The organism is Mycetocola sp. Y791, assembly GCF_059445325.1.
On sequence record NZ_JCAIUC010000003.1, the window covers coordinates 200297 to 224147 of the forward strand.

The 23851-nt window shown below is 65.3% G+C and carries 22 protein-coding genes; 15 read left to right on the forward strand and 7 right to left on the reverse strand.

Going from position 1 to position 23851, the window contains the following annotated elements; all coding sequences use genetic code 11:
• The first annotated feature begins 176 nt into the window (after nucleotides 1-176).
• The gene (locus AC1C2N_RS10005; RefSeq protein WP_483403990.1) at nucleotides 177-509 is read left to right on the forward strand and encodes a DUF7882 family protein; all 333 of its coding nucleotides are present in this window, start codon (nucleotides 177-179) and stop codon (nucleotides 507-509) included.
• A complete protein-coding gene (locus AC1C2N_RS10010; protein ID WP_108390852.1) occupies nucleotides 506-736 on the forward strand; it encodes a hypothetical protein in 231 nt (76 codons plus the stop codon). The genes AC1C2N_RS10005 and AC1C2N_RS10010 overlap by 4 nt, the downstream gene beginning before the upstream one ends.
• 2 nt (nucleotides 737-738) lie before the next feature.
• On the opposite strand, the gene AC1C2N_RS10015 is transcribed toward AC1C2N_RS10010, so the two are convergent.
• Nucleotides 739-1278: a Dps family protein gene (locus AC1C2N_RS10015; RefSeq protein WP_483403991.1), complete on the reverse strand. Its 540-nt coding sequence runs from the start codon at nucleotides 1276-1278 to the stop codon at nucleotides 739-741.
• Nucleotides 1279-1478: 200 nt separating this feature from the next.
• Between AC1C2N_RS10015 and AC1C2N_RS10020 the strand changes: the two genes are divergently transcribed.
• Nucleotides 1479-2672, forward strand: a complete 1194-nt coding sequence (locus AC1C2N_RS10020) for a type III polyketide synthase (protein ID WP_495433887.1) — start codon at nucleotides 1479-1481, stop codon at nucleotides 2670-2672.
• On the forward strand, nucleotides 2669-3394 hold the full coding sequence (locus AC1C2N_RS10025; RefSeq protein WP_495433888.1) for a methyltransferase domain-containing protein: 726 nt from the start codon (nucleotides 2669-2671) through the stop codon (nucleotides 3392-3394). Before AC1C2N_RS10020 ends, AC1C2N_RS10025 begins: the two co-directional genes overlap by 4 nt.
• A gap of 11 nt (nucleotides 3395-3405) precedes the next feature.
• Here AC1C2N_RS10025 and AC1C2N_RS10030 read toward each other — a convergent pair whose 3' ends face one another.
• The gene (locus AC1C2N_RS10030; protein WP_495433889.1) at nucleotides 3406-4269 is read right to left on the reverse strand and encodes an SGNH/GDSL hydrolase family protein; all 864 of its coding nucleotides are present in this window, start codon (nucleotides 4267-4269) and stop codon (nucleotides 3406-3408) included.
• Nucleotides 4270-4397: 128 nt separating this feature from the next.
• Here AC1C2N_RS10030 and AC1C2N_RS10035 point away from each other — a divergent pair, with 128 nt between their 5' ends.
• The 4 genes from AC1C2N_RS10035 to AC1C2N_RS10050 all read left to right on the forward strand — a co-directional run bounded on the left by AC1C2N_RS10035 (nucleotide 4398) and on the right by AC1C2N_RS10050 (nucleotide 6988).
• A complete protein-coding gene (locus AC1C2N_RS10035; RefSeq protein WP_483403995.1) occupies nucleotides 4398-5030 on the forward strand; it encodes a CDP-alcohol phosphatidyltransferase family protein in 633 nt (210 codons plus the stop codon).
• Nucleotides 5031-5136: 106 nt separating this feature from the next.
• On the forward strand, nucleotides 5137-5550 hold the full coding sequence (locus tag AC1C2N_RS10040; RefSeq protein WP_483403996.1) for an FHA domain-containing protein: 414 nt from the start codon (nucleotides 5137-5139) through the stop codon (nucleotides 5548-5550).
• 3 nt (nucleotides 5551-5553) lie between these two features.
• Nucleotides 5554-6294: a transcriptional regulator FtsR gene (gene ftsR, locus AC1C2N_RS10045; protein WP_483403997.1), complete on the forward strand. Its 741-nt coding sequence runs from the start codon at nucleotides 5554-5556 to the stop codon at nucleotides 6292-6294.
• 148 nt (nucleotides 6295-6442) lie between these two features.
• Nucleotides 6443-6988, forward strand: a complete 546-nt coding sequence (locus tag AC1C2N_RS10050; protein WP_108390857.1) for a MerR family transcriptional regulator — start codon at nucleotides 6443-6445, stop codon at nucleotides 6986-6988.
• 464 nt (nucleotides 6989-7452) lie between these two features.
• Here AC1C2N_RS10050 and AC1C2N_RS10055 read toward each other — a convergent pair whose 3' ends face one another.
• Entirely contained in the window at nucleotides 7453-8271 is an 819-nt protein-coding gene (locus tag AC1C2N_RS10055; protein ID WP_108390858.1) for a ParA family protein, read from the reverse strand.
• Between the two features lie 75 nt (nucleotides 8272-8346).
• Here AC1C2N_RS10055 and AC1C2N_RS10060 point away from each other — a divergent pair, with 75 nt between their 5' ends.
• The 3 genes from AC1C2N_RS10060 to def all read left to right on the forward strand — a co-directional run bounded on the left by AC1C2N_RS10060 (nucleotide 8347) and on the right by def (nucleotide 13704).
• On the forward strand, nucleotides 8347-11754 hold the full coding sequence (locus tag AC1C2N_RS10060) for a pyruvate carboxylase (RefSeq protein WP_495433890.1): 3408 nt from the start codon (nucleotides 8347-8349) through the stop codon (nucleotides 11752-11754).
• A 73-nt stretch (nucleotides 11755-11827) separates the two neighbouring features.
• Entirely contained in the window at nucleotides 11828-13216 is a 1389-nt protein-coding gene (locus AC1C2N_RS10065) for a MinD/ParA family ATP-binding protein (RefSeq protein ID WP_495433891.1), read from the forward strand.
• Nucleotides 13213-13704, forward strand: a complete 492-nt coding sequence (gene def, locus AC1C2N_RS10070; RefSeq protein ID WP_495433892.1) for a peptide deformylase — start codon at nucleotides 13213-13215, stop codon at nucleotides 13702-13704. The genes AC1C2N_RS10065 and def overlap by 4 nt, the downstream gene beginning before the upstream one ends.
• A 125-nt stretch (nucleotides 13705-13829) precedes the next feature.
• Here def and AC1C2N_RS10075 read toward each other — a convergent pair whose 3' ends face one another.
• The gene (locus tag AC1C2N_RS10075) at nucleotides 13830-15653 is read right to left on the reverse strand and encodes an AMP-dependent synthetase/ligase (RefSeq protein WP_495433893.1); all 1824 of its coding nucleotides are present in this window, start codon (nucleotides 15651-15653) and stop codon (nucleotides 13830-13832) included.
• 173 nt (nucleotides 15654-15826) lie between these two features.
• On the opposite strand from AC1C2N_RS10075, the gene AC1C2N_RS10080 reads away from it, so the two are divergent.
• The 3 genes from AC1C2N_RS10080 to AC1C2N_RS10090 are packed head-to-tail and all read left to right on the forward strand — an operon-like array spanning nucleotide 15827 to nucleotide 18921.
• The gene (locus AC1C2N_RS10080; RefSeq protein ID WP_495433894.1) at nucleotides 15827-16786 is read left to right on the forward strand and encodes an ROK family glucokinase; all 960 of its coding nucleotides are present in this window, start codon (nucleotides 15827-15829) and stop codon (nucleotides 16784-16786) included.
• A gap of 17 nt (nucleotides 16787-16803) precedes the next feature.
• Entirely contained in the window at nucleotides 16804-17493 is a 690-nt protein-coding gene (locus AC1C2N_RS10085) for a lysophospholipid acyltransferase family protein (protein ID WP_108390864.1), read from the forward strand.
• A 60-nt stretch (nucleotides 17494-17553) separates the two neighbouring features.
• Complete coding sequence (locus tag AC1C2N_RS10090) at nucleotides 17554-18921, forward strand: class II 3-deoxy-7-phosphoheptulonate synthase (RefSeq protein ID WP_495433895.1); 1368 nt, start codon at nucleotides 17554-17556, stop codon at nucleotides 18919-18921.
• 100 nt (nucleotides 18922-19021) lie between these two features.
• Here AC1C2N_RS10090 and pknB read toward each other — a convergent pair whose 3' ends face one another.
• Both pknB and AC1C2N_RS10100 read right to left on the reverse strand, forming a co-directional pair.
• Nucleotides 19022-20956, reverse strand: a complete 1935-nt coding sequence (gene pknB / locus AC1C2N_RS10095) for a Stk1 family PASTA domain-containing Ser/Thr kinase (protein ID WP_495433896.1) — start codon at nucleotides 20954-20956, stop codon at nucleotides 19022-19024.
• A gap of 109 nt (nucleotides 20957-21065) precedes the next feature.
• Nucleotides 21066-22190 carry a LysM peptidoglycan-binding domain-containing protein gene (locus tag AC1C2N_RS10100; RefSeq protein ID WP_495433897.1) on the reverse strand — a complete coding sequence of 375 codons (1125 nt, stop codon included), beginning with the start codon at nucleotides 22188-22190 and terminating at the stop codon, nucleotides 21066-21068.
• 158 nt (nucleotides 22191-22348) lie between these two features.
• Here AC1C2N_RS10100 and AC1C2N_RS10105 point away from each other — a divergent pair, with 158 nt between their 5' ends.
• Nucleotides 22349-22681 carry an Rv2175c family DNA-binding protein gene (locus tag AC1C2N_RS10105; protein WP_495434220.1) on the forward strand — a complete coding sequence of 111 codons (333 nt, stop codon included), beginning with the start codon at nucleotides 22349-22351 and terminating at the stop codon, nucleotides 22679-22681.
• Nucleotides 22682-22706: 25 nt separating this feature from the next.
• On the opposite strand, the gene AC1C2N_RS10110 is transcribed toward AC1C2N_RS10105, so the two are convergent.
• Nucleotides 22707-23813, reverse strand: a complete 1107-nt coding sequence (locus AC1C2N_RS10110; RefSeq protein ID WP_495433898.1) for a polyprenyl synthetase family protein — start codon at nucleotides 23811-23813, stop codon at nucleotides 22707-22709.
• Nucleotides 23814-23851 lie beyond the last annotated feature (38 nt).

The following is a 23851-nucleotide window of genomic DNA, read 5'->3' on the forward strand; positions in this document are numbered from 1 at the left end:
GGGAGCCTGCGACCCGAGCCCGCGTGACTTTGTCAGGCCGCACCGTGCCTCTTACCTCCCCGGCCCGCTCGCGATATGGTTCTCGGAGTAGTGATGGGCCAGCGTTGATCCGCGGGGTGCATTGTTGGCAGCACCTGGCACGTCGAGTCGCCAGCATAACTTCGGGAGGATGCGGCATGGGAAAGCTGTTTTACGATTCAACCCTGACCGTCGATTTCGACGACAGGGTGCTCGCGCACCTGCAAATCGTCATCGGCGCGAAACTCCGGCGGGGTGAATCGTTCTACTTCAGCTGGAAGGATGACCCAGCGGTCGGCGACGGCCGGAGCACAATCTGGCTGGCCCCCAACATCCCGTTGCACTACAAATACTTCGGTTCGCGCCTGCCGGCGCTCAATCGTGACTGGATTCTCGCGTTGAGCGCCTCGTCGAACTCAGCGAGTGGTCTTCAGATCGTGCCGGAACCGCAGCAGCGACCGCCAGGTGCCGCACAGGACGACGAGTCGTGAAGCGGGTCGAGATCGCGTACGGCGGCCAGAAGTACTCGGTCCCCAACCGCGACATCGCCGACCTCCGCTCGGAGATCGGCGATGCGCTTGGTGCGGGAAAAACGCACTGGCTCGAAGTCAACAGCGGCGAGGGCATCCTCGAACCCGCTTACCTCCTGATTTCGCCCGGCGTTCCGATCGCGCTCCTGGACGTCATGCGTACAGTGTCGCGCTCAGAGGCAGGTTAGCCCTACGACGTCGTGCGGTTTTCGGCACTGACCATCCACGCGTACTGCTCGAGCTTGGCGATGATCGCGTGCAGGATGTCGGCCGTCGTCGGGTCTTCCTCGTCGATGGCGTCGTGCACATCTCGCATCGTTCCGACCGTCGCCTCGAGGCGAACCGTGATGAGGTCGACGGTCTGGGCCGTGTCCACCTCGCCGTTCGGGAAAGCCGGGAGTGTCGTGGTCGACGCGACTGTGTCGCTCCGGCCGTCCGGCACCGCGTGCAGTGCACGCATCCGCTCGGCTACCTCGTCGGAGAACTCCCTCGCGGCGTCGATGATCTCATCGAGCTGAAGGTGAAGGTCCCTGAAGTTCTTGCCGACGACGTTCCAGTGCGCCTGCTTGCCCTGGACGTGCAGCTCGACGAGGTCGACGAGCACTTTCTGCATATTCTCGGCGAGCTCGCGAGAGGCGATGAAGCCTCGCTCCGGCTTCTGCCTCCGCGTGGTTTTCGCGCCGGAGTTCGTTGCTGTTGTCCTGGTTCGTTCCTGCGTTGCGGTTGCCATAGTCTGCTGTCCTTTCGCCCGGCCGTCGGCTCGGCCGGTCTGGTTGCAACAGGTTATGGCGGGACGGCCGGGCGACTCAAGCCCTTGCGAATTCCCGGCGGATCAGACAGGCGGCGCGAAAGCGTGGCACATTCTCTGTGCTGTTGAGGGCCGAATGCAACCGGCGGGGCAAAGGTGTGCGCTGTGTTTAGAGTGTGAACATGCCTACCCATGTGCGAACCATCCAGACCGCCGTCCCCCCGACGAGCCTGGACCAGACGGTTGCGCGGGACATCTTCTCCGGGCAGGACGGGCTCACGAGGCTCGGCGAACGCCTCGTGCGGGCATCCTTCGACGGTTCGGGTATTTCGACGAGGCAAACAGTCATCGAGGACCTGGGCGAGGCCCCGGTGGCCGGCGACCCGGTGTTCTATGACCGGGTGAGTGGCACTCTGCTGTCGCCGTCGACCCGAACACGCAACGAGGTCTACATCGATGCGGCGGGCCGGTTGTTCGTCGAGGCGGCGCAGCGCGCACTCGATGCGTGCGCGGACATCGACGCGAGCGACGTGACGCACGTCGTCACTGTGTCGTGCACGGGCTTCTTCGCACCAGGACCTGACTACCGTGTCGTCCGGTCACTCGGCCTTGCGTCGACGACCCAGCGCCTGCACATCGGTTTCATGGGCTGCTACGGCGCCTTCGCCGCGCTCAGGGCAGCCGCGGCATTCTGCGAGTCCGATCCCGACGCCGTCGTCCTCGTCGTCTGCTGCGAGGTGTGCACGATCCACGTGCGATCGTCCAACGACCCCGACCAGATCGTCGCATCGAGCGTCTTCGCCGACGGCGCGGCAGCGGCGATTGTCACCGGCCGACCCGGCCCTCCCGGCTCGATCAGCCTGGCCGTCGACAAGCTGGCGAGTGAACTCACCCCGATCGGCGAGGACGACATGGCCTGGACGATCGGCGATACAGGCTTTGACATGGTGTTGAGCGCCGCGGTACCCCGGATCATCGACACTTACATCCGGCCAGCGCTCGAACCGCTGTTCGCGAACGAGCCACAACTGGCGGACGACCCGGCCGGCACCATCACCCACTGGGCGATCCACCCGGGCGGCCGCAGCATCCTCGACAAGGTCGAGTCCAATCTCGGACTCAGCGTCGCGCAACTCGCGCCGTCGAGGCGGGTTCTGCGTGACTACGGCAACATGTCGAGCGGTACGGTGCTCTTCGTGCTCAGGGACATCCTCGACGGCGCAGGCGCAGGCGGCGACTCTGGCGATGCTGGCGATGCTGGCGATGCTGGCGACGCTGGCGATGGTGTCGGCGGAAACGGCGAACGAGTGTGCGCCATGGCATTCGGGCCGGGGCTCACCGTCGAAACCGGGTTGTTCACCCGGGTCACCCAGTGAGCGTGCTCACCGGGTTATCCAGCTGGTTGCGGTTCAGGGACACCGAGGCCGTCGAGTGGATGGACGACCCGAACTGCGACTTGCCGACCCTGCTCCGGACCTATGAGCACTTCCGCATCGTCAACCCTGTCGTCGCCGGCTGGCACCTCACCTACCTCACGGAACTCAAGCCACGATTCACCGGACCGAGCCACACACTCCTCGACATCGGCACAGGGGGAGGCGACGTCGTGCGGGCCCTCGCTCGCATGGCGCGGCGTGACGGCGTGAGCCTCGACATCACGGCGATCGACCCGGACCCGCGCGCGGCGGCGTACGTCGAAAGCCTGCCAGCCACCGACGGCATCCGTTACCGACGTGCCTCGAGCGCTGACCTCGTCGATGAGGGAGCGAAATTCGACTTCGTCATCTCGAACCACGTCATCCACCACCTCTCTGCGCGCGAGCTCGGGGCGGTGCTCGCTGACTCCGAGAGGCTGGCATCGGTCATCGCCATCCACAGCGACATCCGGAGGACGCGACTGGGCTACGTGCTGTATTCCGTCATCACCGGACTCTTCTTTCACCGGTCATTCGTCCGCGATGACGGGCTGATCTCCATCCGCCGCAGCTACCTCGCGACCGAGCTCGATTCGGTACTCCCGCCCAGGTGGCTGGCACGGTCACAGCCGTTCTGGCGTGTGCTGGCTGTGTTCGACCCCGGGTCAATCACGGCGGCGTGAGTCTGCCAGCGTCAGCGGGTGAGGGCTGCGATGACCGTTCCGGCGGTCAGCACTGACCCGCTGGGCGCAGGGTGGAGGAGATCGGGAAGCAGCAACGATGCAACATCACCCGACTCGAGGTACGCCGAGTGCACGTCGATCGGGCGGACCGCCTGGTGCTCGGCAAGCCAGCTTGCGACGTGTCCGATGACCTCGTCGTGTGCTGCGGCGTACTGATCCAGTCGCGGGTTCTCGAGCAGGGCGGCGTAGCCGATCCGTGCGGGCCACCGTTGCTCGATCCCGGCGATCAACGAGGTGAACTGTTCTCCGACCTGGGCAGGCTCGAGTACGTTATTGAGCCCGTGGTTGAGGATGACGAGGTCTGGTTCGGTGGGCACGAGGGTGTCGATGTGAGTGAGGGAGTACGCGGCGGTCTTTCCGCTGGCAGAGCCGTTCCACACAACGAGGGGAGCATTCGACGCCTCGGCGTTGAAGGTGATCGGCGCGAGATACGAGTTCGACAATACGTCCCACGGATGCTGCACAAGCGGCCGGTCGAGCTGGACCGAGAGTTCACGGAACGCGACGTCGACCCATTCGCCCTCCGCGTTTCCCGTGGAGTCACCGATGACCTGGGCCACGAACGTCCGCTCCTGTTCGTCGATCCTGGCCCAGGCATCGGCGAACGACGCAAGGGACAGCGTGGCGGCGCCGGCAATGTTGCCGCCACCCGCTTCGCTTCCGGCCGCGGGGGCAGCGACGGGGCGGGGTGTCACGGTGAAGAACGTGGCAGCGAGCACTGCGGCCAGCGCGGCGGGAACGGCGACCTTCAGAAGACGAGTGCGCAGCCCGGATGCGCGGTGTGTATCTCCGCCCGCTCCCGCTGCCCGCTTCATGGGTACAGGTTACGGCAGAGTGCCCACCGGTGGGCTCCCCATATCGGGGTCGCATCCTGTCGCGCACTCTGCGGTGCAGCCCGGCATGCCAGTGCCGGAGGGCACCCCGTGTCGTCTAGGCTGGCGGGGTGAGCACAGAGGGCAACTTCGGGGTGAGCGATCGGATCCTGACGCTCCCCAATTTGCTGAGCTTTCTCCGGCTCGCACTTGTCCCCGTTTTCCTCGTTTTGCTCGTCGAAGGCCAGGACATCTGGGCGCTCGTCGTGCTCGCCGTCTCCGGGTTCACCGATTTTCTCGACGGGTTCCTCGCCCGCCGGCTCAACCAGGTGACGCGACTCGGCCAGTTACTCGACCCGGCCGCAGACCGGCTGTACATCCTCGCCGCACTGCTGGGTCTCGCGTGGCGTGAGCTGATTCCTTGGTGGCTCGTTGCCGTCATCGTCTCCAGGGACATCATGCTCCTGGCGATCGGCATCTTCCTCGCCCGCATCGGACACGGAGCGTTCCCGGTCAACTGGGTAGGGAAGTGCGCGACAGCATCCCTGTTCCTTGGCCTTCCGTTGCTCATGCTCGCTGCGGCCATTCCGGACGTCCATGACTGGGTTCAGCCGTTAGGCATGTTCTTCGCGGTGGTCGGTGCCGTGCTTTACTGGTGGGCCGGGATTCTCTATCTGGTCGACACCATCAGGGTAAGAAGAGTGAACCGAAAGCCACGCGGGTCGGCACAGACCGACTCCGCATCCGATACGCTGGAAACCTAGGAGGTTCACGGTGCAACTACCCGATGAGCAGAACCCCGCAACAGGGGCATTTCTGCGCCAGCCTGCCGCCCAGGGCGGTTCAGGTCAGGCCGCAGATGACTCGACCATGAGTTTCAGTCGCGATCTTGGTGCTGCGCTCCAGGCTCTCGAGGCCGACGTCAGCGCAGACGAGCGGGAAGCCATCGCGGCACTTCCGTCTGGTTCTGCATTGCTCATTGCTCGTCGCGGTCCGAACACCGGTGCACGGTTTCTGCTTGACGCCGACGTCACGACCGCTGGCCGGCATCCCAACGCCGATATTTTCCTCGACGACGTCACGGTGTCGAGGCGGCACGCCGAATTCCTTCGGCACGGCGTCGCCTTCGAGGTTCGCGACCTCAACTCGCTCAACGGTACCTATTTCGACGGTGTGCGCATCGACAGCGCCCTGTTGAGCGATGGCGCTGAGGTTCAGATCGGAAAATTCCGCCTGACCTTTTACGCGTCGCGTGAAGACCTGAACTCCACCGCGGGCGCCTAGCGCATGTCGGCTCAGGCAGCCAGGCGGCAGGGAGCTGAGCAGGGACACCCCGAGGCCGGGCGCGGGCGCCAGGAACAATCCTCGACTGCGCTTCTCAGCATCGGTCAGGTTCTCGCTCGACTGGCCAACGATTTCCCCGACCTCAGCAACTCGAAGCTCAGGTTTCTCGAGGAGCAGGGGCTCGTGTCGCCGAGCCGTACCCAGTCCGGGTACCGCAAGTTCTCTCCGGCGGATGTCGAACGTGTGCGCGTCATCCTGTCGATGCAGCGCGATCACTACTTACCGCTGAAAGTCATCCGCGGCTACCTCGCCGACCTCGATGCAGGGCGCTCACCAGCCCTGCCGGGCGCGACCGGGACCGTATCGACGATCATTCCTCCCGGCCGGCGTTACCGGCGTGACGAGATCATCAAGGAGACCGGCGCGACAGCCGCCCTCTTCAACGAGGCCATCTCGGCGTCGCTGATCACACCATCCGAGAGCTACACGGACGACACGCTCGAGGTTGTGCGCTCACTCGTCGCCCTCAAGCGGTCCGGGATCGAGCCGAGGCACCTGCGCGGCTACCGCGCGACGGCCGAACGCGAGGTCAGCCTCATCGAGAGCGCGCTCCTGCCCATCTCGAGGCGCGACGATGCGGCGAGCAGGGCTCGTGCCGCAGAGTTGTCAGGCGAGATCGCCGGCAGGCTCGATGTGATCAGGGCGAGCCTCGTCCGGTCGGCGCTCGGCAGGCTTACCTCGTGACTTTCGCCGGCGTCCAGGGTCACAGAATGATCACGGCCTCTCGACACGCCGGACCTGGTGAGCGGATGTCGTTGATCAGAACGGCCCGGCTCTGTAGCGTGGACAACGCGGTACACACCGCAGCCTTTTTCGACAGGAGCACACACGGATGAGCGAGAATACCGCCAACGAGAATGCTCGGTACGATCTCGGACTTCTCTTCACCGATGGAATGCCCGACCTCGATGACCAGTCCGGCTACCGCGGCGCCGTTGCCGCCCGTGCCGCTGGAATCAGCTACCGCCAGCTCGACTACTGGGCACGTACCGGCCTCGTCGAGCCCACGGTCCGCGGGGCAGCCGGATCCGGCTCGCAGCGCCTCTACGGCTTCCGCGACATCCTCGTTCTCAAACTGGTCAAGCGACTTCTCGACACCGGGATCTCGCTCCAGCAGATCCGCACAGCGGTCAACCAGCTCCGCGAGTCCGGCATCAACGATCTTGCCCAGACGACCCTCATGAGCGACGGGGCCAGCGTCTACCTGTGCACGTCGAACGATGAGGTAATCGACCTCGTCAGCCGCGGCCAGGGCGTCTTCGGCATTGCCGTCGGCAAGGTACTGCGCGAGGTGGAGAGCACCCTCATCGAGTTCGACAGCCAGGCTGCTGACCCGATGGACGAACTCGCCCTTCGCCGCGCCGCGCGTACGGCCTGAGCCGCCGCCGCGCGCTCTGTGCGCCCCGCGCGTACGGCTTGAACCGGCGTCGCGCGCTGTGTCCCCGCAGGAGAGCATCACTTCCGGTCGAGAGCATCAGTTCCGCGGGATGCGCTCGACCGCAACTGATGCTTTCGCCACCGCGGGCGTGCGAACACGCCGACGGTGGGCGACTGGCCCGGGCTCACTCGCTGCGGTCGAGGTCACCCGGCGGAACGAGTGATGTCGCCCGCGTCGGGTGAACTCGCGGGTGTGGTGTGCTCATGCCGTCTCGGCGAGAGCATCACTTCCGGTCGAGAGCATCAGTTCCGCGGGATGCGCTCGACCGCAACTGACGCTTTCGCCACACCGGGCGTGCGAACACGCCGACGGTGGGCGGCTGGCCCGGGTTCACTCGCTGCGGGTGAGCTCACCCGGCGGAACGAGTGATGTCGCCCGCGTCGGGTGAACTCGCCAGAGTGTGGTTAGCGCGCGGCCTTCGCGGGGTCGGCGTATTCGCCGACGCGACCGGTCCGGAGCACGCGGTCCAGGAGGAGGTCGAAGTTGTTCGCCATCTCCTGCGCGCTGTCGCCCGGCCAGATGTGGAGGGGCTTCGCCGCGCCCTGCGCCTGCTGAAGCGAGGTGCGCTCCGGCAGCTGCGGGCTGAGAACGAGCGGTCCGAACATATCGCGGAGTTCCTTGATCCGGAACTGGTGCTCGAGTGACTGCGAACGCACGCGGTTCACCACGATGCCGAGCGGCTGGAGCCTCGGGCTCAGGCCGCGACGGATCTCCTCGATCGCGCGGAGTGCACGGTCGGCTGCGGCGACGGAGAACAGACCGGGCTCGGTGACGACGACGACACGGTCGCTCGCCGCCCAGGCCGTGCGGGTCAGAGCGTTCAGCGACGGTGCGCAGTCGATGAGGACGAGGTCGTAGTCGTCCTCGACGTGCGCGAGCGCCTCTTCGAGCTTCCAGATGTCGCGGATCGACGGGTGAGGGCCGTCAAAGTTGATGGCGGACGGACTTCCGATGAGGACGTCGATCGTGCCGGGGTGGGTCTTCGTCCAACCGCTTGGCGAGATGGCCTGGCGGACTGTTTTCTCTTTCGGAGACGCGAGAACATCGGCGACGTTCAATCGACCTGTCAGGTCGATATCCATGCCGGTGGAGACATCCGATTGTGGATCGAGGTCCACAACGAGCGTTCGGACGCCCTTCGCAAAGGCCGCGGAGGCCAGGCCAAGGCTGACTGTAGTTTTCCCGACGCCTCCCTTGAGGCTCGAGACGCTGAGTACGTGCACAAGTAGATACGTTACCTTCACTAAGCTGGCAGAACCTAACTGTTCCCTGTGCGCTGTGCTGCCAGAGAGGTCTGCATGTTCAAAAAAATTCTCGTCGCCAACCGAGGCGAAATCGCGATCCGCGCCTTCCGGGCTGCTTATGAGCTCGGAGCGAAGACTGTTGCCGTGTTCCCGTTCGAGGACCGGAACTCCATGCACAGGCTCAAAGCCGATGAGGCATATCAGATCGGCGAACCAGGTCATCCCGTCCGCGCGTACCTCGATGTCTCCGAGATCATCCGGGTCGCCCTCGAGTCCGGCGCCGACGCCATCTACCCCGGGTACGGGTTCCTCTCGGAGAACCCTGACCTCGCCGAGCAGGCTGCCGCCAACGGCATCACGTTCATCGGGCCTACCTCAGACGTGCTCGAAATGGCCGGAAACAAGGTCACCGCGAAGGAGCACGCGATTGCGGCCGGCGTGCCGGTCCTCGCCTCGACTCCCGCCTCACGCGACATCGACGTACTCCTCGCCGGCGCAGACGAGGTCGGATTCCCCCTCTTCGCCAAGGCGGTCGCCGGCGGCGGTGGGCGCGGTATGCGCAAGGTCGCAACCAAGGAAGAACTTGCCCCTGCCCTCGCCGAGGCCATGCGTGAGGCAGACAGCGCATTCGGTGACCCGACGATGTTCCTCGAGCAGGCCGTCATCCGTCCCCGTCACATAGAGGTTCAGATCCTCGCGGATGCCACCGGCGACACGGTTCATCTCTTCGAGCGCGACTGCTCTGTGCAGCGCCGCAATCAGAAGGTCGTGGAGATCGCGCCGGCACCGAACATCAGCGACGAACTGCGCCAGTCGCTCTACAGTGACGCCATCGCTTTCGCCCGTTCGATCGGTTACGTCAACGCCGGGACCGTCGAGTTCCTCCTGGACACCGCGGGGGAGCGCAAGGGCAAGCATGTCTTCATCGAGATGAACCCGCGCATCCAGGTCGAGCACACGGTGACGGAAGAGATCACCGACGTCGACCTCGTCCAGTCACAGATTCGCATCGCGGCGGGGGAGTCCCTCGCTGACCTCGGCCTGAGCCAGGATTCCATCCAGATGCACGGAGCCGCCCTGCAGTGCCGCATCACCACCGAGGACCCGGCCCAGGGCTTCCGTCCCGACACCGGAAAGATCACCACCTACCGGTCGCCCGGCGGTGGCGGCGTCCGCCTCGATGGTGGAACCATCAACCCCGGCGCCCAGATCAGCCCGCACTTCGATTCGATGCTCGCGAAGATGACCTGCCGCGGCCGGGATTTCCCCGCCGCCGTCGCGCGTGCCAAGCGAGGCCTTGCCGAGTTCCGCATCCGCGGTGTGTCCACCAACATCTCGTTCCTGCAGGCCGTGCTCGAGGACCCGCAGTTCGTCGCCGGTGACCTCAGCACGTCGTTCATCGACGAGCGCCCCGAGCTGGTGCGTGGCCGGGTCTCCAAGGACCGCGGCACCAAGATCATGAACTGGCTCGCCGACGTCACGGTGAACCAGCCGAACGGTCCGCGCCCCACCAACCTGCACCCGGCCGAGAAGCTTCCCGACATCGACCTCAGCGTTCCCGCACCCGCCGGTTCGCGCCAGCGTCTGCTCGAGCTCGGGCCGCAGGGCTTCGCCACCGCCCTTCGTGAACAGAAGGCACTCGCCGTCACCGAGACGACGTTCCGCGACGCCCACCAGTCCCTCCTCGCGACGCGGGTGCGCACCCGCGATCTGCTCGCCGCTGCTCCGTACGTCGCACGGCTCACCCCCGAACTCCTCTCGGTCGAGGCCTGGGGCGGTGCCACCTACGACGTCGCACTCCGGTTCCTCGGGGAGGACCCGTGGGAGCGGCTGTCGAGCCTCCGCGAGGCGCTGCCGAACGTGGCCATCCAGATGCTCCTGCGCGGGCGCAACACCGTCGGCTACACCCCGTACCCGACAGCGGTGACGGATGCCTTCGTGCGCGAGGCTGCGGACAGCGGCGTCGACATCTTCCGCATCTTCGATGCCCTCAACGACGTCAGCCAGATGCGGCCTGCCATCGACGCCGTGCTCGCCACGGGGTCGACCGTCGCTGAGGTGGCCGTCTGCTACACCGGCGACCTCCTCGACCCGGCCGAGGACCTGTACACCCTCGACTACTACCTGCGCCTCGCCGACGACATCGTCGCAGCGGGAGCGCACGTGCTCGCGATCAAGGACATGGCGGGGCTCCTGCGCCCGGCCGCTGCCGCGAAGCTGGTGTCGGCGTTCCGTGAGCGGTTCGACCTTCCGGTGCACGTCCACACCCACGACACCGCCGGTGGCCAGCTCGCCACGCTCCTCGCTGCGAGCGAAGCCGGTGCGGATGCCGTCGACGTTGCGAGCGCTCCGATGGCGGGGACCACCAGCCAGCCGTCGGCATCCGCACTCGTCGCCGCTCTCGCGCACACGGAACGTGACACGGGAATTTCGCTCAAGGCCGTCACCGACCTCGAGCCGTACTGGGAATCGGTTCGGCACATCTACAAGCCGTTCGAATCAGGCCTCGCCGGCCCGACCGGTCGCGTCTACACCCACGAGATCCCCGGCGGCCAGCTGTCGAACCTGCGCCAGCAGGCAATCGCGCTCGGCCTCGCCGATCACTTCGAGCTGATCGAGGACATGTACGCCGCCGCCGACCGGATCCTCGGCCGCGTGCCCAAGGTCACGCCGTCGTCGAAGGTCGTCGGTGACCTCGCGCTCTACCTCGCCGCGGTGAAGGCTGACCCAGACGACTTCGCCCAGAACCCCGACAAGTACGACGTCCCTGACTCGGTCGTCGGCTTCATGGCCGGTGAACTCGGTGACCTTCCCGGTGGCTGGCCCGAGCCGTTCCGCAGCAAGGTCCTTGCCGGGAAGAACATCAACATCGAGGTGTCCCCGCTCAGCGCCGATGACCAGGCCCAGCTTGACGGCACGTCTGACGAACGGCGAGCCGCCCTCAACCGGTTGCTGTTCCCCGCCCCGACCCAGACGTTCCTGCAAACGCGTGAGTTGTTCGGCGACCTCTCTGTTGTCGACACCATCGACTACCTCTACGGCCTCGACCAGGGCCAGGAGCACGTCATCGAGATCGACAAGGGCGTGCGCCTGTACGCCGGTCTCGAAGCGATCGGTGAGCCAGACGACAAGGGCATGCGTACGGTCATGACCACGCTCAATGGTCAGCTCCGCCCCGTGTTCGTGCGGGACACGAGCATCAAGGTTGAGTCGAAGCCCATCGAAAAGGCCGACACGTCGAAGCCGGGACAGGTCGCAGCGCCGTTCTCCGGCGTCGTCACGGTGAAGGCGGCCGAGGGCGATGCCGTTGAGGCCGGCCAGGCTGTTGCGTCGATCGAGGCCATGAAGATGGAAGCGGCGATCACCGCGGCGGTCAGCGGCACAGTAGAGCGGGTGGCCATTTCGACGACCCAGCAGGTGGAAGCGGGAGACCTCATCATCGTGATCACGCCCAGGGCGTAGGCGACTGTTGACCGCCGACAGTGGGGTGCCGCCTACACTGGGAGGCTGAACCCGAACGAAGGGGGTAGCTCCCATGGCACCCACTCAAGCCACAGGAGGGAACGCTCGCCACTCCGGTCGCAGGTCCGTCTCGGATGCTGCCACCGGACCAGCGTTGTCTCCCGCCGAGGGTGAGGCGGAGTCGTTTGACTCCGCCTCACCCGGCAACAGCTCGATCGACGCGGCTTCGATCGACACCGCCTCGATTAACACCGCGTCGATCGACATCGATGCATCACCGCGAGCGACGGTATCCGTGCAACTGCCCGCTGCGCCGATCCACGACATCCCGGAAGACGAACAGGCCGTCGCCATCGACGACGTTGCGGTGCAGCCCGACTCACTCGAGTCAGGTGACGTCGAGACGAGTTCGGTCGCGGTCCCGGTAACGACACCGATCGCCAACGAGGAGCCGGTACGCGCCAGACGCTTCGGACCGGGTGCTCCCGAGACCGCTGCGCTCCTGACGAGCGAACGACTGCTCGACGGCGCGCGCGGGTCGAGGACCCCACCGGATGGTTTCTGGCAGAAACTCCTGTTCGATGCGACGGGCAAGCGCGTTCACCTCGGCGACTCTGCCAAGGCAACCGCTCGCAAGGAACTTGACGAACGCATCCGCAAACGCTTTGTCGGGGAAGCCAGGTTCGTCCCCGTGCTGACCAGGAAGGGCGGGGTCGGTAAAACGACGGTCACCGCGCTGCTCGGGATGGCCCTCGCGGACGCCCGCGACGACAGGATCATCGCCATCGACGCCAACCCCGACAGGGGAACCCTGGCCGAGCGGATCGCCCAGCACACCGATCGCACGGTGAGGGACGTGGTGCGCGAGGCTGATGCGATCAGGGGCTACACCGAGTTCTCGACGATGGTCGCCCGCGACGAGACCCGCCTCGACGTCCTCGCATCCGACACGGATCCGCACCTGTCCGACGCATTCAACGCCGACGACTACGACACCGTCGCCGACCTTGCCTCGCGGTACTACTCGCTCGTACTGACCGACTGCGGTACAGGCATCGTGCACTCGGTCATGTCGGCAACACTGCGGCGGGCGGATGCCATCGTCATCGTTTCCGGATCGAGCGTCGATGAGGCGCGGCTCGCGTCGGAAACCCTCAGCTGGCTCGAACAGAACGGCTTCGAGAGTCTCGTGTCGAACGCCATAGTGGCGCTGAACACCGCAACCCAGGGCTCCCACATGGTCAACCTCGGCGAGATCGAGAGCCACTTCAAGTCGAGAGTGCGCGAGATCGTCCGGATTCCGTATGACCCCCAGCTCGCGGCGGGTTCGGCGATCTCCTTCAAGGACCTCAAACCCGTGACGAGGCATGCTGCACGCACGCTCGCAGCACTCGTGGTCGAAGGAATGCCCACCACGCGACCCATCATTTCCCGTTCAACCCAGAGTGAAAGGCCCCAGTGACAGAACGACAGATCCGGCTCTTCGGAGACCCCGTCCTCAAAACCCCTTCCGAGCCCATCGACGTGATCGATGACAGGGCACGGAGCCTCGTCGAAGACCTGCTCGACAGCGTGCGGCCTCCGGGGCGAGCGGGTGTGGCTGCAAGCCAGATCGGCGTCAACCTGAGGGCATTCAGCTACAACGTCGACGGTGACATCGGGTACATCATCAACCCTGTGCTCGTCGAGACGCGGGGAGAGGTCGAACTTGTCGACGAGGGATGCCTTTCGGTACCCGGCCTGTGGTATCCGACGCCCAGGTACCCGTTCGCACGGGTGACAGGAATTGACCTCGATGGCAACGAGGTAGAGGTGTCAGGGACCGGGGTGCTCGCGCAGGCGCTCCAGCACGAGACCGATCACCTCGACGGCATGCTCTACCTTGACCGGCTCGGCAAGGAACACCGGCGGGCCGCCATGAAAGAGGTCAGGGAGAGCAGCTGGTTCTAACCCGCTCTCCCAGCGTCGTTCAGCCTGCTCGCGGCTGAGCCCGGTTGCATGGAACGCAGAACACCCGTTCCGGATTGTCCGGAACGGGTGTTCTCGTTCTCCCGAGGAGCGCCGTCGGCCGGCAGCTACTTGAGCGACATGCCCTGCGTCGGTGCGTTCGCGTAGATTCCGTCGATGTCGCCGGCAAAATCCTTGAGGATCACGTGGCGCTTGATGCTCAGTTTCGGTGTCAGGTGGCCGCTCGCCTCGGTGAACTCGCTTGCGAGCACAACGAACTTCCTGATCGATTCGGCGCGAGAGACTCGCGTGTTCGCGAGGTCGATGGCGCGCTGGATCTCAGCCAGCACCGCGGGGTTCTTCGCGGCGTGAGCGAGGGAGAGACCGGCATCCTCACCGTTGTTGCCGAGCCAGGTCCCGATCATCTCCGAGTCAAGAGTGATGAGCGCCGAGATGAACGGCCGCTGGTCGCCGACGACGACCACCTGGCCGACGACCGGGTTGGACCTGATCGGGTCCTCGAGGGCAGCGGGTGCGACGTTCTTGCCCGCGGCGGTAACGATGATCTCTTTCTTGCGTCCGGTGATGGTGAGGTTGCCGTCCGCGTCGAACGAGCCAAGGTCTCCGGTGCGGAACCAGCCGTCATTGAAGGCCTCAGCTGTCGCCTCGGGGTTCTTCCAGTACTCCTTGAAGACGTTGAGGCCCTTGACCTCGATCTCACCGTCGTCGAGTGTACGGATGGACACGCCGGGCATCGGCGGTCCGACGGTACCGATGGGGGTCTTGCCCGGCCTGCCGACTGTCGCGGGCGCGGTGGTCTCGGTCAGCCCGTAGCCCTCGAGGATTTCGATTCCGAGGCTGTGGAAGAAGTGACCGAGGCGAGAGCCAAGCGGTGCTGAGCCTGATACCGCATACTCAACATTGCCGCCCATAGCGGTGCGCAGTTTGTTGAAGACGAGCTTGTCGAAGACGAGATACTTCACCTTGAGGGCGAACGGGACCTTTCCGGCCTGCTGCGCTTTCGAGTAGTCGACGGCGACGTCGGCCGCGGCACGGAAGATTTTGCCCTTGCCGCCCGCTTCAGCCTTCTGCTCGGCCGAGTTGTACACCTTCTCGAAGACCCGCGGAACCGCGAGCAGATAGGTCGGCTTGAAGGATCCAAGCGAGGGGAGCAGCTGCTTGGTGTCTGGCTGGTGGCCGGTCTTCACACCGGCGTGCACGTTCAGCACCGAAATGAAGCGAGCGAAGATGTGAGCGAGCGTGATGAAGAGGAGCGTCGACGACCCGTTCTTTCCATCGACCACTTCGTGCAGTGCGACCGCGGAGTTTCGGGAGAGTTCGACGAAGTTGGAATGGGTAATGACACAGCCCTTGGGCTTGCCTGTCGACCCCGACGTGTAGATCAAGGTCGCGATGTCGGAGCCGACGGCGAGCGAGCGGCGTCGCTCGATTTCAGCGTCGGTGACGTCGGTGCCTGACGCAGCGAGTTTGCCGAGGTCGCCGAGCGCGATCTGCCAGACGTTCCGCACCAGGGGAAGGTCTGCGTGGACCTCATCGAAGCGCGCGAAGTTGTCAGCGGTCTCCACGATGACGGCGATTGCCCCTGAGTCCTCCATGTTCCACTGGACCTGACTTGGCGAGCTCGTCTCGTAAATCGGCACCAGGATGGCGCCGGTGAACCAGGTGGCGAAGTCGATGAGGGTCCACTCGTAACTCGTCTTACACATGAGCCCGATCTTGTCGCCAGGCTCGATTCCTGCGGCGACGAGGCCTTTGGCAAGGGCGACGACCTGCCGGAGGAATTCTTCTCCGCTGACGTCTTTCCACCCGCCATTGACGGGGAGGGCAAAGAGGGGGGCTGTCGGCGTAAGCTTCACGCGCTCGACCAGCAGATCCGTTGTGTTCGCGTTCGGGTCGGCGGCGACAACTGCTGGTACATCGAACTGTTCCAAGGTATCTCCTTCGGTACCTAGAGGGGCAGGGTACGTCTACTCTAGGGGTGTGGGGCCCCCAGCGCCGGTCAGATGGCGGCGGTTGGGCCGAATCGTTAACATGGACGTACCGACGCGGTCTGCCCTTGTCGCTTTTGTCGGGTCTCGACCCCATCCCTACTGGAGGCTTCCGCGTGCACGCAATCGGTATCGATATCGGTGGAACGAAGATCGCCGGTGCGCTCGTCGATGAAGACGGTGAGATCGTGGGCGAAACGCGTGTGCCGACGCCTGCGACCACGGAATTGATCGAGGATGCCGTTGTCGCGATGGTGAGCGTTCTCGCGGCCGGCAGGAATATCGACGGAGTCGGCGTCGCCGCCGCCGGCTTCATCGACGCTGCTCAGTCCACCGTGTACTACGCGCCAAACATCAGCTGGCGCAACGAGCCGTTCCAGGCTCGCCTCTCGGCGCGGCTCGACCTCCCGATCGTCATCGACAACGATGCGAACGCCGCGGGCTGGGCCGAATTCCGGTACGGGGCCGGCCGCCTGTTCAGCGACATGGTGATGCTGACTATCGGCACGGGGGTCGGCGGAGCCATCGTGACCGATGACAGGCTCTTCCGCGGGGGCTTCGGCGCCGGCGCAGAGCTTGGACACATGCGGCTCATCCCCGACGGTTATCCGTGCGGATGCGGCCAGCACGGTTGCCTGGAGCAATACGGTTCAGGTCGGGCGCTTCTCCGCTTCGCCAACGAACTCGCCGACGCCGGTGGAATCGGGCAGATCCTCGCCGACCGGCGTGCCGAGGCCGGCACGCTCACCGGGCACGACATCTCTGAGCTGATCGTCGCAGGCGACGGCGGTGCCATCGCGGCGCTCCGACAGCTCGGCACCTGGCTCGGGCAGGGGTGCGCGAGCCTCGGGGCGGTTCTCGACCCGCAGCTGTTCGTCATCGGCGGCGGGGTGGCCCAGGCCGGAGACCTGCTTCTCGAGCCCATCCGTGCGTCGTACCTCGAGCACCTTCCCGCGAGGGGATACCACCCTGAGCCCGAGTTCAGGATCGCCGAGCTCGTCAACAACGCCGGTGTTGTCGGAGCAGCCGATCTTGCGCGTGTCGCCGCAAGGCGCACGGCACCGATCGAGCTGTAGAGGATACTGGGACGACGATGTTCTACTGGTTCATGAAGCACATGGTGGCTGGCCCCATCCTGAAATCCATCTTTCGCCCGTGGGTGATCGGGCAGGAGAACGTGCCGAAGACCGGGGGAGCCATCCTCGCTTCCAATCACCTCTCGGTGATCGATTCCGTCTTCCTCCCGCTCTATCTCGATCGCCGGATCTCGTTTCTCGCGAAGAGTGAATACTTCACGGGCAAGGGCCCCAAGGGCTGGGCGACCCGGATGTTCATGACGGCGACGGGAATGCTGCCGATCGACAGGTCAGGCGGCAAAGCCTCAGAGGCATCCCTCAACACAGGGCTCCGGATTCTCGGGGGAGGCGACCTCCTGGGCATCTACCCGGAGGGAACCCGCAGCCCCAACGGAAAGATGTATCGCGGCCGCACAGGCGTTGCCCGCATGGTCCTTGAAGCCGGGGTGCCCATCATCCCCGTCGCCATGATCGACACCGAGAAGATGATGCCCATCGGAACCACGCTTCCGCGCATCCGTCGCATCGGTATCATCATCGGCAAGCCGCTCGACTTCAGCCGGTTCGAGGGCATGGAGGGCGACAGGTTCATCCTTCGTTCCATCACCGACGAGCTGATGTACGAGCTGCAGCGCCTCAGCCTGCAGGAGTACGTCGACGTGTATGCAACGAGCGTGAAGGACAAGGGCGCAATCGAATCGCGCTAGTCTGGAACTTGGCCCGTTCGCATTCGAAACGGGCATTCCTCATTCAGAACAGGACGTTCCGTGGCAGATCCAATCGATCCGGTGGTAGTGGCAGATGACTCTGTGATTTCCGGTCTGGACTATTGGCGTGAACTGCCGATCAAGCAACAGCCGTCGTGGCCAGACGCGGATGCCGTTGCGCGCGCGTCAGCGCAGATCGCCTCGTTCCCCCCGCTCGTATTTGCCGGTGAAGTGGACATCCTCCGCGAGCGGCTCGCTCGCGCGGCATCCGGTGATGCTTTCCTCCTTCAGGGTGGTGACTGCGCCGAGACCTTCGCCGGAGCAACGGCCGACCAGATCCGCAACCGGGTGAAGACGATCCTGCAGATGGCCGTCGTTCTCACGTACGGCGCGTCAATGCCCGTCATCAAGATGGGCCGCATGGCCGGCCAGTTCGCGAAGCCGCGTTCGAGCGACACCGAGACCCGCGGCGACGTGACTCTTCCCGCCTACCGTGGCGATATCGTCAATGGCTACGACTTCACGCCCGAATCCCGCCGTGCAGACCCGGCCAGGCTCGTCGAGGGATACCACACGGCGGCGTCGACCCTCAACCTCATTCGTGCGTTCACGCAGGGCGGGTTCGCCGACCTTCGTGAGGTGCACAGCTGGAACAAGGGCTTCGCGTCCAACCCGGCGAACCACCGCTACGAACAGCTCGCTCATGACATCGACAAGGCCATCAGGTTCATGGAAGCCGCCGGCGCCGACTTCGACGAGCTCAAGCGCGTCGAGTTCTACACGGGCCACGAGGGCCTGCTCATGGACTACGAGCGCCCCATGACCCGGATCGACTCCCGCACGGGGACGCCGTACAACACCTCATCCCACTTCCTCTGGATCGGGGAGCGCACGCGTGACCTCGACGGGGCGCACGTCGACTTCCTCTCGCGGGTTCGCAACCCGATCGGGGTCAAGCTCGGCCCGACGACGACTCCTGAGACCATGCAGAAGCTCATCGACAAGCTCGACCCGAATCGTGAGCCCGGTCGCCTGACGTTCATCACGCGGATGGGCGCTGGCAAGATCCGTGACGCTCTTCCTCCGCTGCTCGAGGCGATCAAGGCGACGGATGCCAACCCGCTGTGGGTCACCGATCCGATGCACGGCAACGGAATCACCACGCCGAACGGGTACAAGACGCGTCGGTTCGACGACGTCGTTGACGAGGTGAAGGGATTCTTCGAGGCACACCGCCAGGCGGGGACTCACCCCGGCGGAATCCACGTCGAACTCACGGGCGACGATGTCACCGAGTGCCTCGGCGGTTCTGAGCAGCTCGACGAAGCGGCGCTGGCGACACGGTACGAGTCGCTCTGCGACCCGAGGCTCAACCACATGCAGTCCCTCGAGCTCGCCTTCCTCGTCGCCGAAGAGCTCGCGAAGTAGTTTCAGCACGCCCCAACACGAAACCCCCCGGCCAGCGGCCAGGGGGTTTCGTGCGTACGGGTTTCGTGCATACCGACTGGCGCGTTCACCGCGCCGCCGGTTAGGGCGCTTCGAAGAGGTACGAGGTCAGCGTGACCGTCGCCCCGCGCTTGATCGCCGTTCCGCCGGCGGGATCCGACTGGTCGACGGTGACGAGCGGGAATCCCCAGTTCGTCTCGGCCACGTCGCTGATGACCTTGACCGTGAATCCAAGGTCCTCGAGTTCGGCCTTTGCCTCGGCGAGGACCTTCCCGACGACGTCGGGAACGGTGACGAGGTCTTCGCCCTTCGACACGACGAGGGTAACCGTGTCCGTGGCACGGATGATGCCTTCGGGAAGCTCAGCCCTGATGACGACGCCCTTGGCGACGTCGTCGCTGAATTCTTCCCTGCTCTTGTCGGAGACGACGAGTCCGCGTGCGGTGAGGGCGCTCCTCGCTTCGTCCGGGCTCATGCCGCCAACCGAAGGGATCCCGCCGAGTGAGACGGCGAGGTTGATCGTCTCACCCTGGAGAATCTCGCCGCCGCCGGACACATCGGCTCCTGACGCGGCATCCGTCGCAGCGAGAACGACGCCATCGGGCACGTCGTCGTTGAATTGCTGGTCGATGCTTCCCAGGGTGAGGCGGTTGTCGGTGAGGAACGCTTCGGCATCGGCCAGGGGCATTCCGGCGAGGGCAGGAACAGTAACGGGCGCGCGGCCCAGCGACACGTTGACCGTGACGCTCGAGCCCTTGTCGACGAGGGCGCCGTCACCGGGGTCGGTGCTCGACACGAGACCGGCGGGCACGTCGAAACTGTATTCCTCGCCCTGCGTGACCGTGAGGCCCAGGTCGGTGAGGATCCGGGTTGCGTCTTCCGGGCTTTCGTTGACGACCGATGGCACCGAGACGTGCGAGCCGGGGCCCGCGGCGAAGTACCAGCCGGTGCCGCCGGAGAGCGCGGCGAGGAGGAGGACGAGTCCGAGGATCCAGTAACCCTTTGTCCGCCTCTTCGCGGTCACAGCGCTGAGGGTTGACACAGGGTTGGCCGGATCAACGGGATCGGTGCGCATCGAGGGTGATGTCAGGACCTGAGTAAAGCCTGCGGTGTCGCTCGCGGGCGGTGTCGCCATCACCATCGTCGCCTGGGTGCTTGCGGCGGTACCGAATCCGAGCTGCTTTTCTACCTCGCGGAGTCGCTCAAGCATTTCCCTGGCGTCGCTCGGGCGCTGATCGGGGGAACGTTCCGTTGCCCACAGGACGAGGTCGTCGAGAGCATCGGGCACGTCCGGGTTCACGGCGCTTGGCCTCGGCACCGACTCGTTGGCGTGCTGGTAGGCGATCTGCATGGGCTGTTCGCCCTTGTACGGCTGCTCGCCGGTGAGCATTTCGTACATCATGATTCCGAGTGCGTAGATGTCGCTTCTGGCGTCGGCGATGCCTCGCGTGACGAGTTCGGGGGAGAGGTATGCGATTGTCCCGAGCAGCGACTGGCCGGTCGCGGTGTTGGCACTCGCTGCGCGGGCAAGCCCGAAGTCGCTGATCTTGATGCGACCGTCGTCGGCGAGGAGGACATTCTCCGGTTTCACGTCCCGGTGGATGATGCCGGCGCGGTGCGCAGCAGCAAGGCCGCTTGTGACGGCATCCATGATGTCGATGACCTGGCGCGGAGTGAGCTTGCCGTGGTCGCGGAGCAGCTCCCTCAGGGTGATCCCCGGCAGGTACTCCATGACGAGGTACGCGAGGTCCGAGTCCTGACCCTGGTCGAACACACTCACCACGTGGGGGTCCGCGAGCCTCGCCGCGCTCCGCGCTTCCTGCACGAAGCGGTTGCGGAAGTTGCTGTCGTCGGCCAGGTGACCGTGCATGACCTTGATGGCAACGCGGCGCTCCAGCCGCAGGTCGGTGGCGAGGTAGACAGTCGCCATGCCGCCCCTGGCGATGCGCGAACGCACGTCATACCGGTCGTCGATGAGACGGCCGATAATCGGGTCGGTTTGCTGGCTGGTTGTCACGAACGAAAGTCTATGGAGGGTCGTGCCCGTGGCGCTGACAAAACACCGCAAGGCCCACTAATCATGGGCAATTCGTGACCCGATCGTAGTATTGCCCCCGCTGGCGCGATCAACCGAGCTCGGAGAGCCAGCTGCGTGCCGACGTCTCCCACTTCGCGTATGCGTCGGGGTGGGCAGACTTCTGCACGGCCTGGGCGGCGGCGCTGATGGGGAGCGACTGCCACCCGTCGATGTCGAGGAGCCCTGTCGTGAGCCCGCGGTTCGGGTTCACATGCCCCCCGAAGAACGCCTTGGTTGCGCGAACGGGATCGAGAGCCTGCTCGGCGGTGCCCCAGCCCATGCTCGGCCGCTGCTGGAACAGGCCGAGCGAGTCGCGGTCGCCGTGCTGAACGTTGCGGAGGCTCGATTCCTGCGCCGCAGTGACGAGCGCAATGACGATTCCGTGGTCACTCACCCCGATCGAGCGGGCGGTCGACACGATGATCGCGGCGTTCGACCGCATCTCGGCGGTCATCGGCGTGATGGCGGCTTCGGTCGGTGCAGCCGGTGCAGCCGGTGCGGGCGGGGCGGGCGCTGGGGTCGGTGCCGCCGGCGCTGGGGTGCTGCCGGGAATGGCGAGGTCCTGGCCGGGATAGATGATGCTGGCCGAGCTCAGACCGTTGGCAGCGAACACCGCGGCAACGCTCACGCCGTGTGCCGAAGCGATACCGGACACCGTGTCGCCCGAGACGACGGTGTAGGTCGATGAGGATTGGGCGGGAGGGGCTGGCGCGGGCTGGGCGGCGTCCGGGCTCGCTGTCGCGCCGGTGAGGAGAAGTGTCTGGCCGGGAAAGATCATGCTCGACCAGCCGAGGCCGTTGAGTGCGAGGACGGATGCCGTTGCCAGGCCGAACTTCGACGCGATGCCCGAAATGGTGTCGCCGGACTCAACCGTGTACGTGGCGGGCGCTGCCTGGACGGCGAGAGGCGCCGGTGCGGCTTTCGGGGGAGTGGGAGCGGGGACGCTCGAGCGGGGCTTCGGCGACGACATCGGCGAGTGAGCGGCAGCGGGAAGGGCGATCTGCATGCTGGCGGCAAGCGACCCGGTCAGGACGAGCGGCAGGGTGAGATTGCGAGCACGACGGCGGCCAGCTGCGCGCGAATCACCAGCGCGCTCGGTTGGTGCCGGGTGAGCGGGCTCATCGATGGTGGGCAGATTCTGGGAAAGCAGGTGAGGCGCTGGTGGCAACGACATGGAATGACCCCCGTTCGTGTGGCATCCGGTTCATACGGTCCCATACATCTGTGTCGGGAGTCAATCACCGTGACGCATGTGAAGGCTGTGAACCGTGAACTCATTGGCCCGGGGTGAGATCGATCGACGCGACGTGGCAGACTCATACCGTGACGAACATGTTTCCTGAGCGACAGTGGCTGACCCTTCCCGACCTCGCCGAAGCGCTCGGGGTGACCCAGAGCCGCATCCGTAAGCTGATCGAGGAACGCCAGTTGCTCGCCGTCAAGCGCGACGGAGTGCTGAGCGTCCCCGCCGACTTTCTTCGCGACAACGAGCCGCTGAGCGAACTTCGCGGAACGCTCTTCGTTTTGGCCGACGCGGGCTTCCGCGAAGACGACGCCATGCGGTGGCTCCTCGAGGAAGAAGAGAGCCTTCTGGCGGCTCCGATCGATGCACTGCGCGCCGGTCGCAAAGCCGAGGTGCGTCGAGTGGCTCAGGCTCTGGCCTGAGCCTGCCTGCGGCGCGCCGGCTCGTTCAGTAGGTGCGCCTGGTAACGGCATCCGCCAGTTCACGGAGCTGGCCGGTCGCCGTCGCCGAAAGTGGCGCAGCGTCGAGTGCCGCGATGGCACGAGCCACATTACTGTCGATCATGGCTTCGACCTCTTCGACCGCTCCTGATTCGCGGATGGTTGCCTGAAGCGAGGCGATCTGGGAATCGTCGAGGTCGGGGTCGCCGAGCAATTCGTCGAGGATGTTCCTGGCTGGTGCAGGGATCGACGCGCGGGTTCGCGCGATGAGAACTGTGCGCTTGCCCTCTCGCAGGTCATCACCGCTTGGCTTGCCCGTCACCGCGGCATCGCCAAAGACGCCGAGCAGGTCATCCCTGAGCTGGAAGGCGACGCCGAGGGGCAACCCAAACGCCCTGAGCGATGAAAGCTGCGCTGGCGTTGCTCCGGCGAGGAGGCCCCCGAGCGCGAGCGGGCTCTCGATGCTGTACTTCGCGGACTTATAGATCAGGACCTGCTGTGCGCGGGTCAGCTGCGAGCTGTCGTCGTGAGAACGCCACGCACGTTCCTCGAGGATGTCGAGGTACTGGCCTGCCGTGACCTCGGTTCGCATCCTGTTGAACTCCGCCCTGGCACTCCGGGCAACGGGCCTCGAGCATCCATCCAGCGCTTCATCGAGGAGTTCATCGCTCCAGCCGAGAAGCAAATCGCCGAGGAGCGTCGCTGCCGCCCGACCGTACTCTGCACCGTCCCCTGCCCACGCACCGTCCCTGTGCAGTTGCTCGAAGCGACGGTGGGCGCTCGGCGCGCCCCTCCTGGTGTCGGAGTTGTCGATGATGTCGTCGTGGATCAGCGCGGCGGCATGGAAAATCTCGAGCGCACTCGCGGCCGAAACCACGTCAGCAACCGACGCACGACCGTCGTTGTCATCGCCGTCGGACGAATCCGCAACGCTTTGCCAGCCCCAGTAGCAAAAGCGGGCCCGGAACCGCTTCCCACCGCTGAGAAATTCCCTAGAAAAGGAGGCAAAGGGATCGAGTCCTGACCCGACCTGGGCGAGAATTGACTCCCGCGATGAAATGAACTCACCGATCCGAGACTGGACAAGGTCGTTCAGGTTGGCGGTTTCATTCACACAGCTAGCCTAGCCATCCGCGCAAGGCTAGAATCGAC

Coding starts and splice junctions, on each gene's coding strand:
- AC1C2N_RS10005 (WP_483403990.1), top strand. CDS start 177: ATGGGAAAGCTGTTTTACGATTCAACCCTGACCGTCGATTTCGACGAC.
- AC1C2N_RS10085 (WP_108390864.1), top strand. CDS start 16,804: ATGTTCTACTGGTTCATGAAGCACATGGTGGCTGGCCCCATCCTGAAA.
- AC1C2N_RS10040 (WP_483403996.1), top strand. CDS start 5,137: ATGAGTTTCAGTCGCGATCTTGGTGCTGCGCTCCAGGCTCTCGAGGCC.
- AC1C2N_RS10020 (WP_495433887.1), top strand. CDS start 1,479: ATGCCTACCCATGTGCGAACCATCCAGACCGCCGTCCCCCCGACGAGC.
- AC1C2N_RS10065 (WP_495433891.1), top strand. CDS start 11,828: ATGGCACCCACTCAAGCCACAGGAGGGAACGCTCGCCACTCCGGTCGC.
- AC1C2N_RS10030 (WP_495433889.1), bottom strand. CDS start 4,269: ATGAAGCGGGCAGCGGGAGCGGGCGGAGATACACACCGCGCATCCGGG.
- AC1C2N_RS10060 (WP_495433890.1), top strand. CDS start 8,347: ATGTTCAAAAAAATTCTCGTCGCCAACCGAGGCGAAATCGCGATCCGC.
- ftsR (WP_483403997.1), top strand. CDS start 5,554: ATGTCGGCTCAGGCAGCCAGGCGGCAGGGAGCTGAGCAGGGACACCCC.
- AC1C2N_RS10105 (WP_495434220.1), top strand. CDS start 22,349: ATGTTTCCTGAGCGACAGTGGCTGACCCTTCCCGACCTCGCCGAAGCG.
- AC1C2N_RS10015 (WP_483403991.1), bottom strand. CDS start 1,278: ATGGCAACCGCAACGCAGGAACGAACCAGGACAACAGCAACGAACTCC.
- AC1C2N_RS10100 (WP_495433897.1), bottom strand. CDS start 22,190: ATGTCGTTGCCACCAGCGCCTCACCTGCTTTCCCAGAATCTGCCCACC.
- AC1C2N_RS10050 (WP_108390857.1), top strand. CDS start 6,443: ATGAGCGAGAATACCGCCAACGAGAATGCTCGGTACGATCTCGGACTT.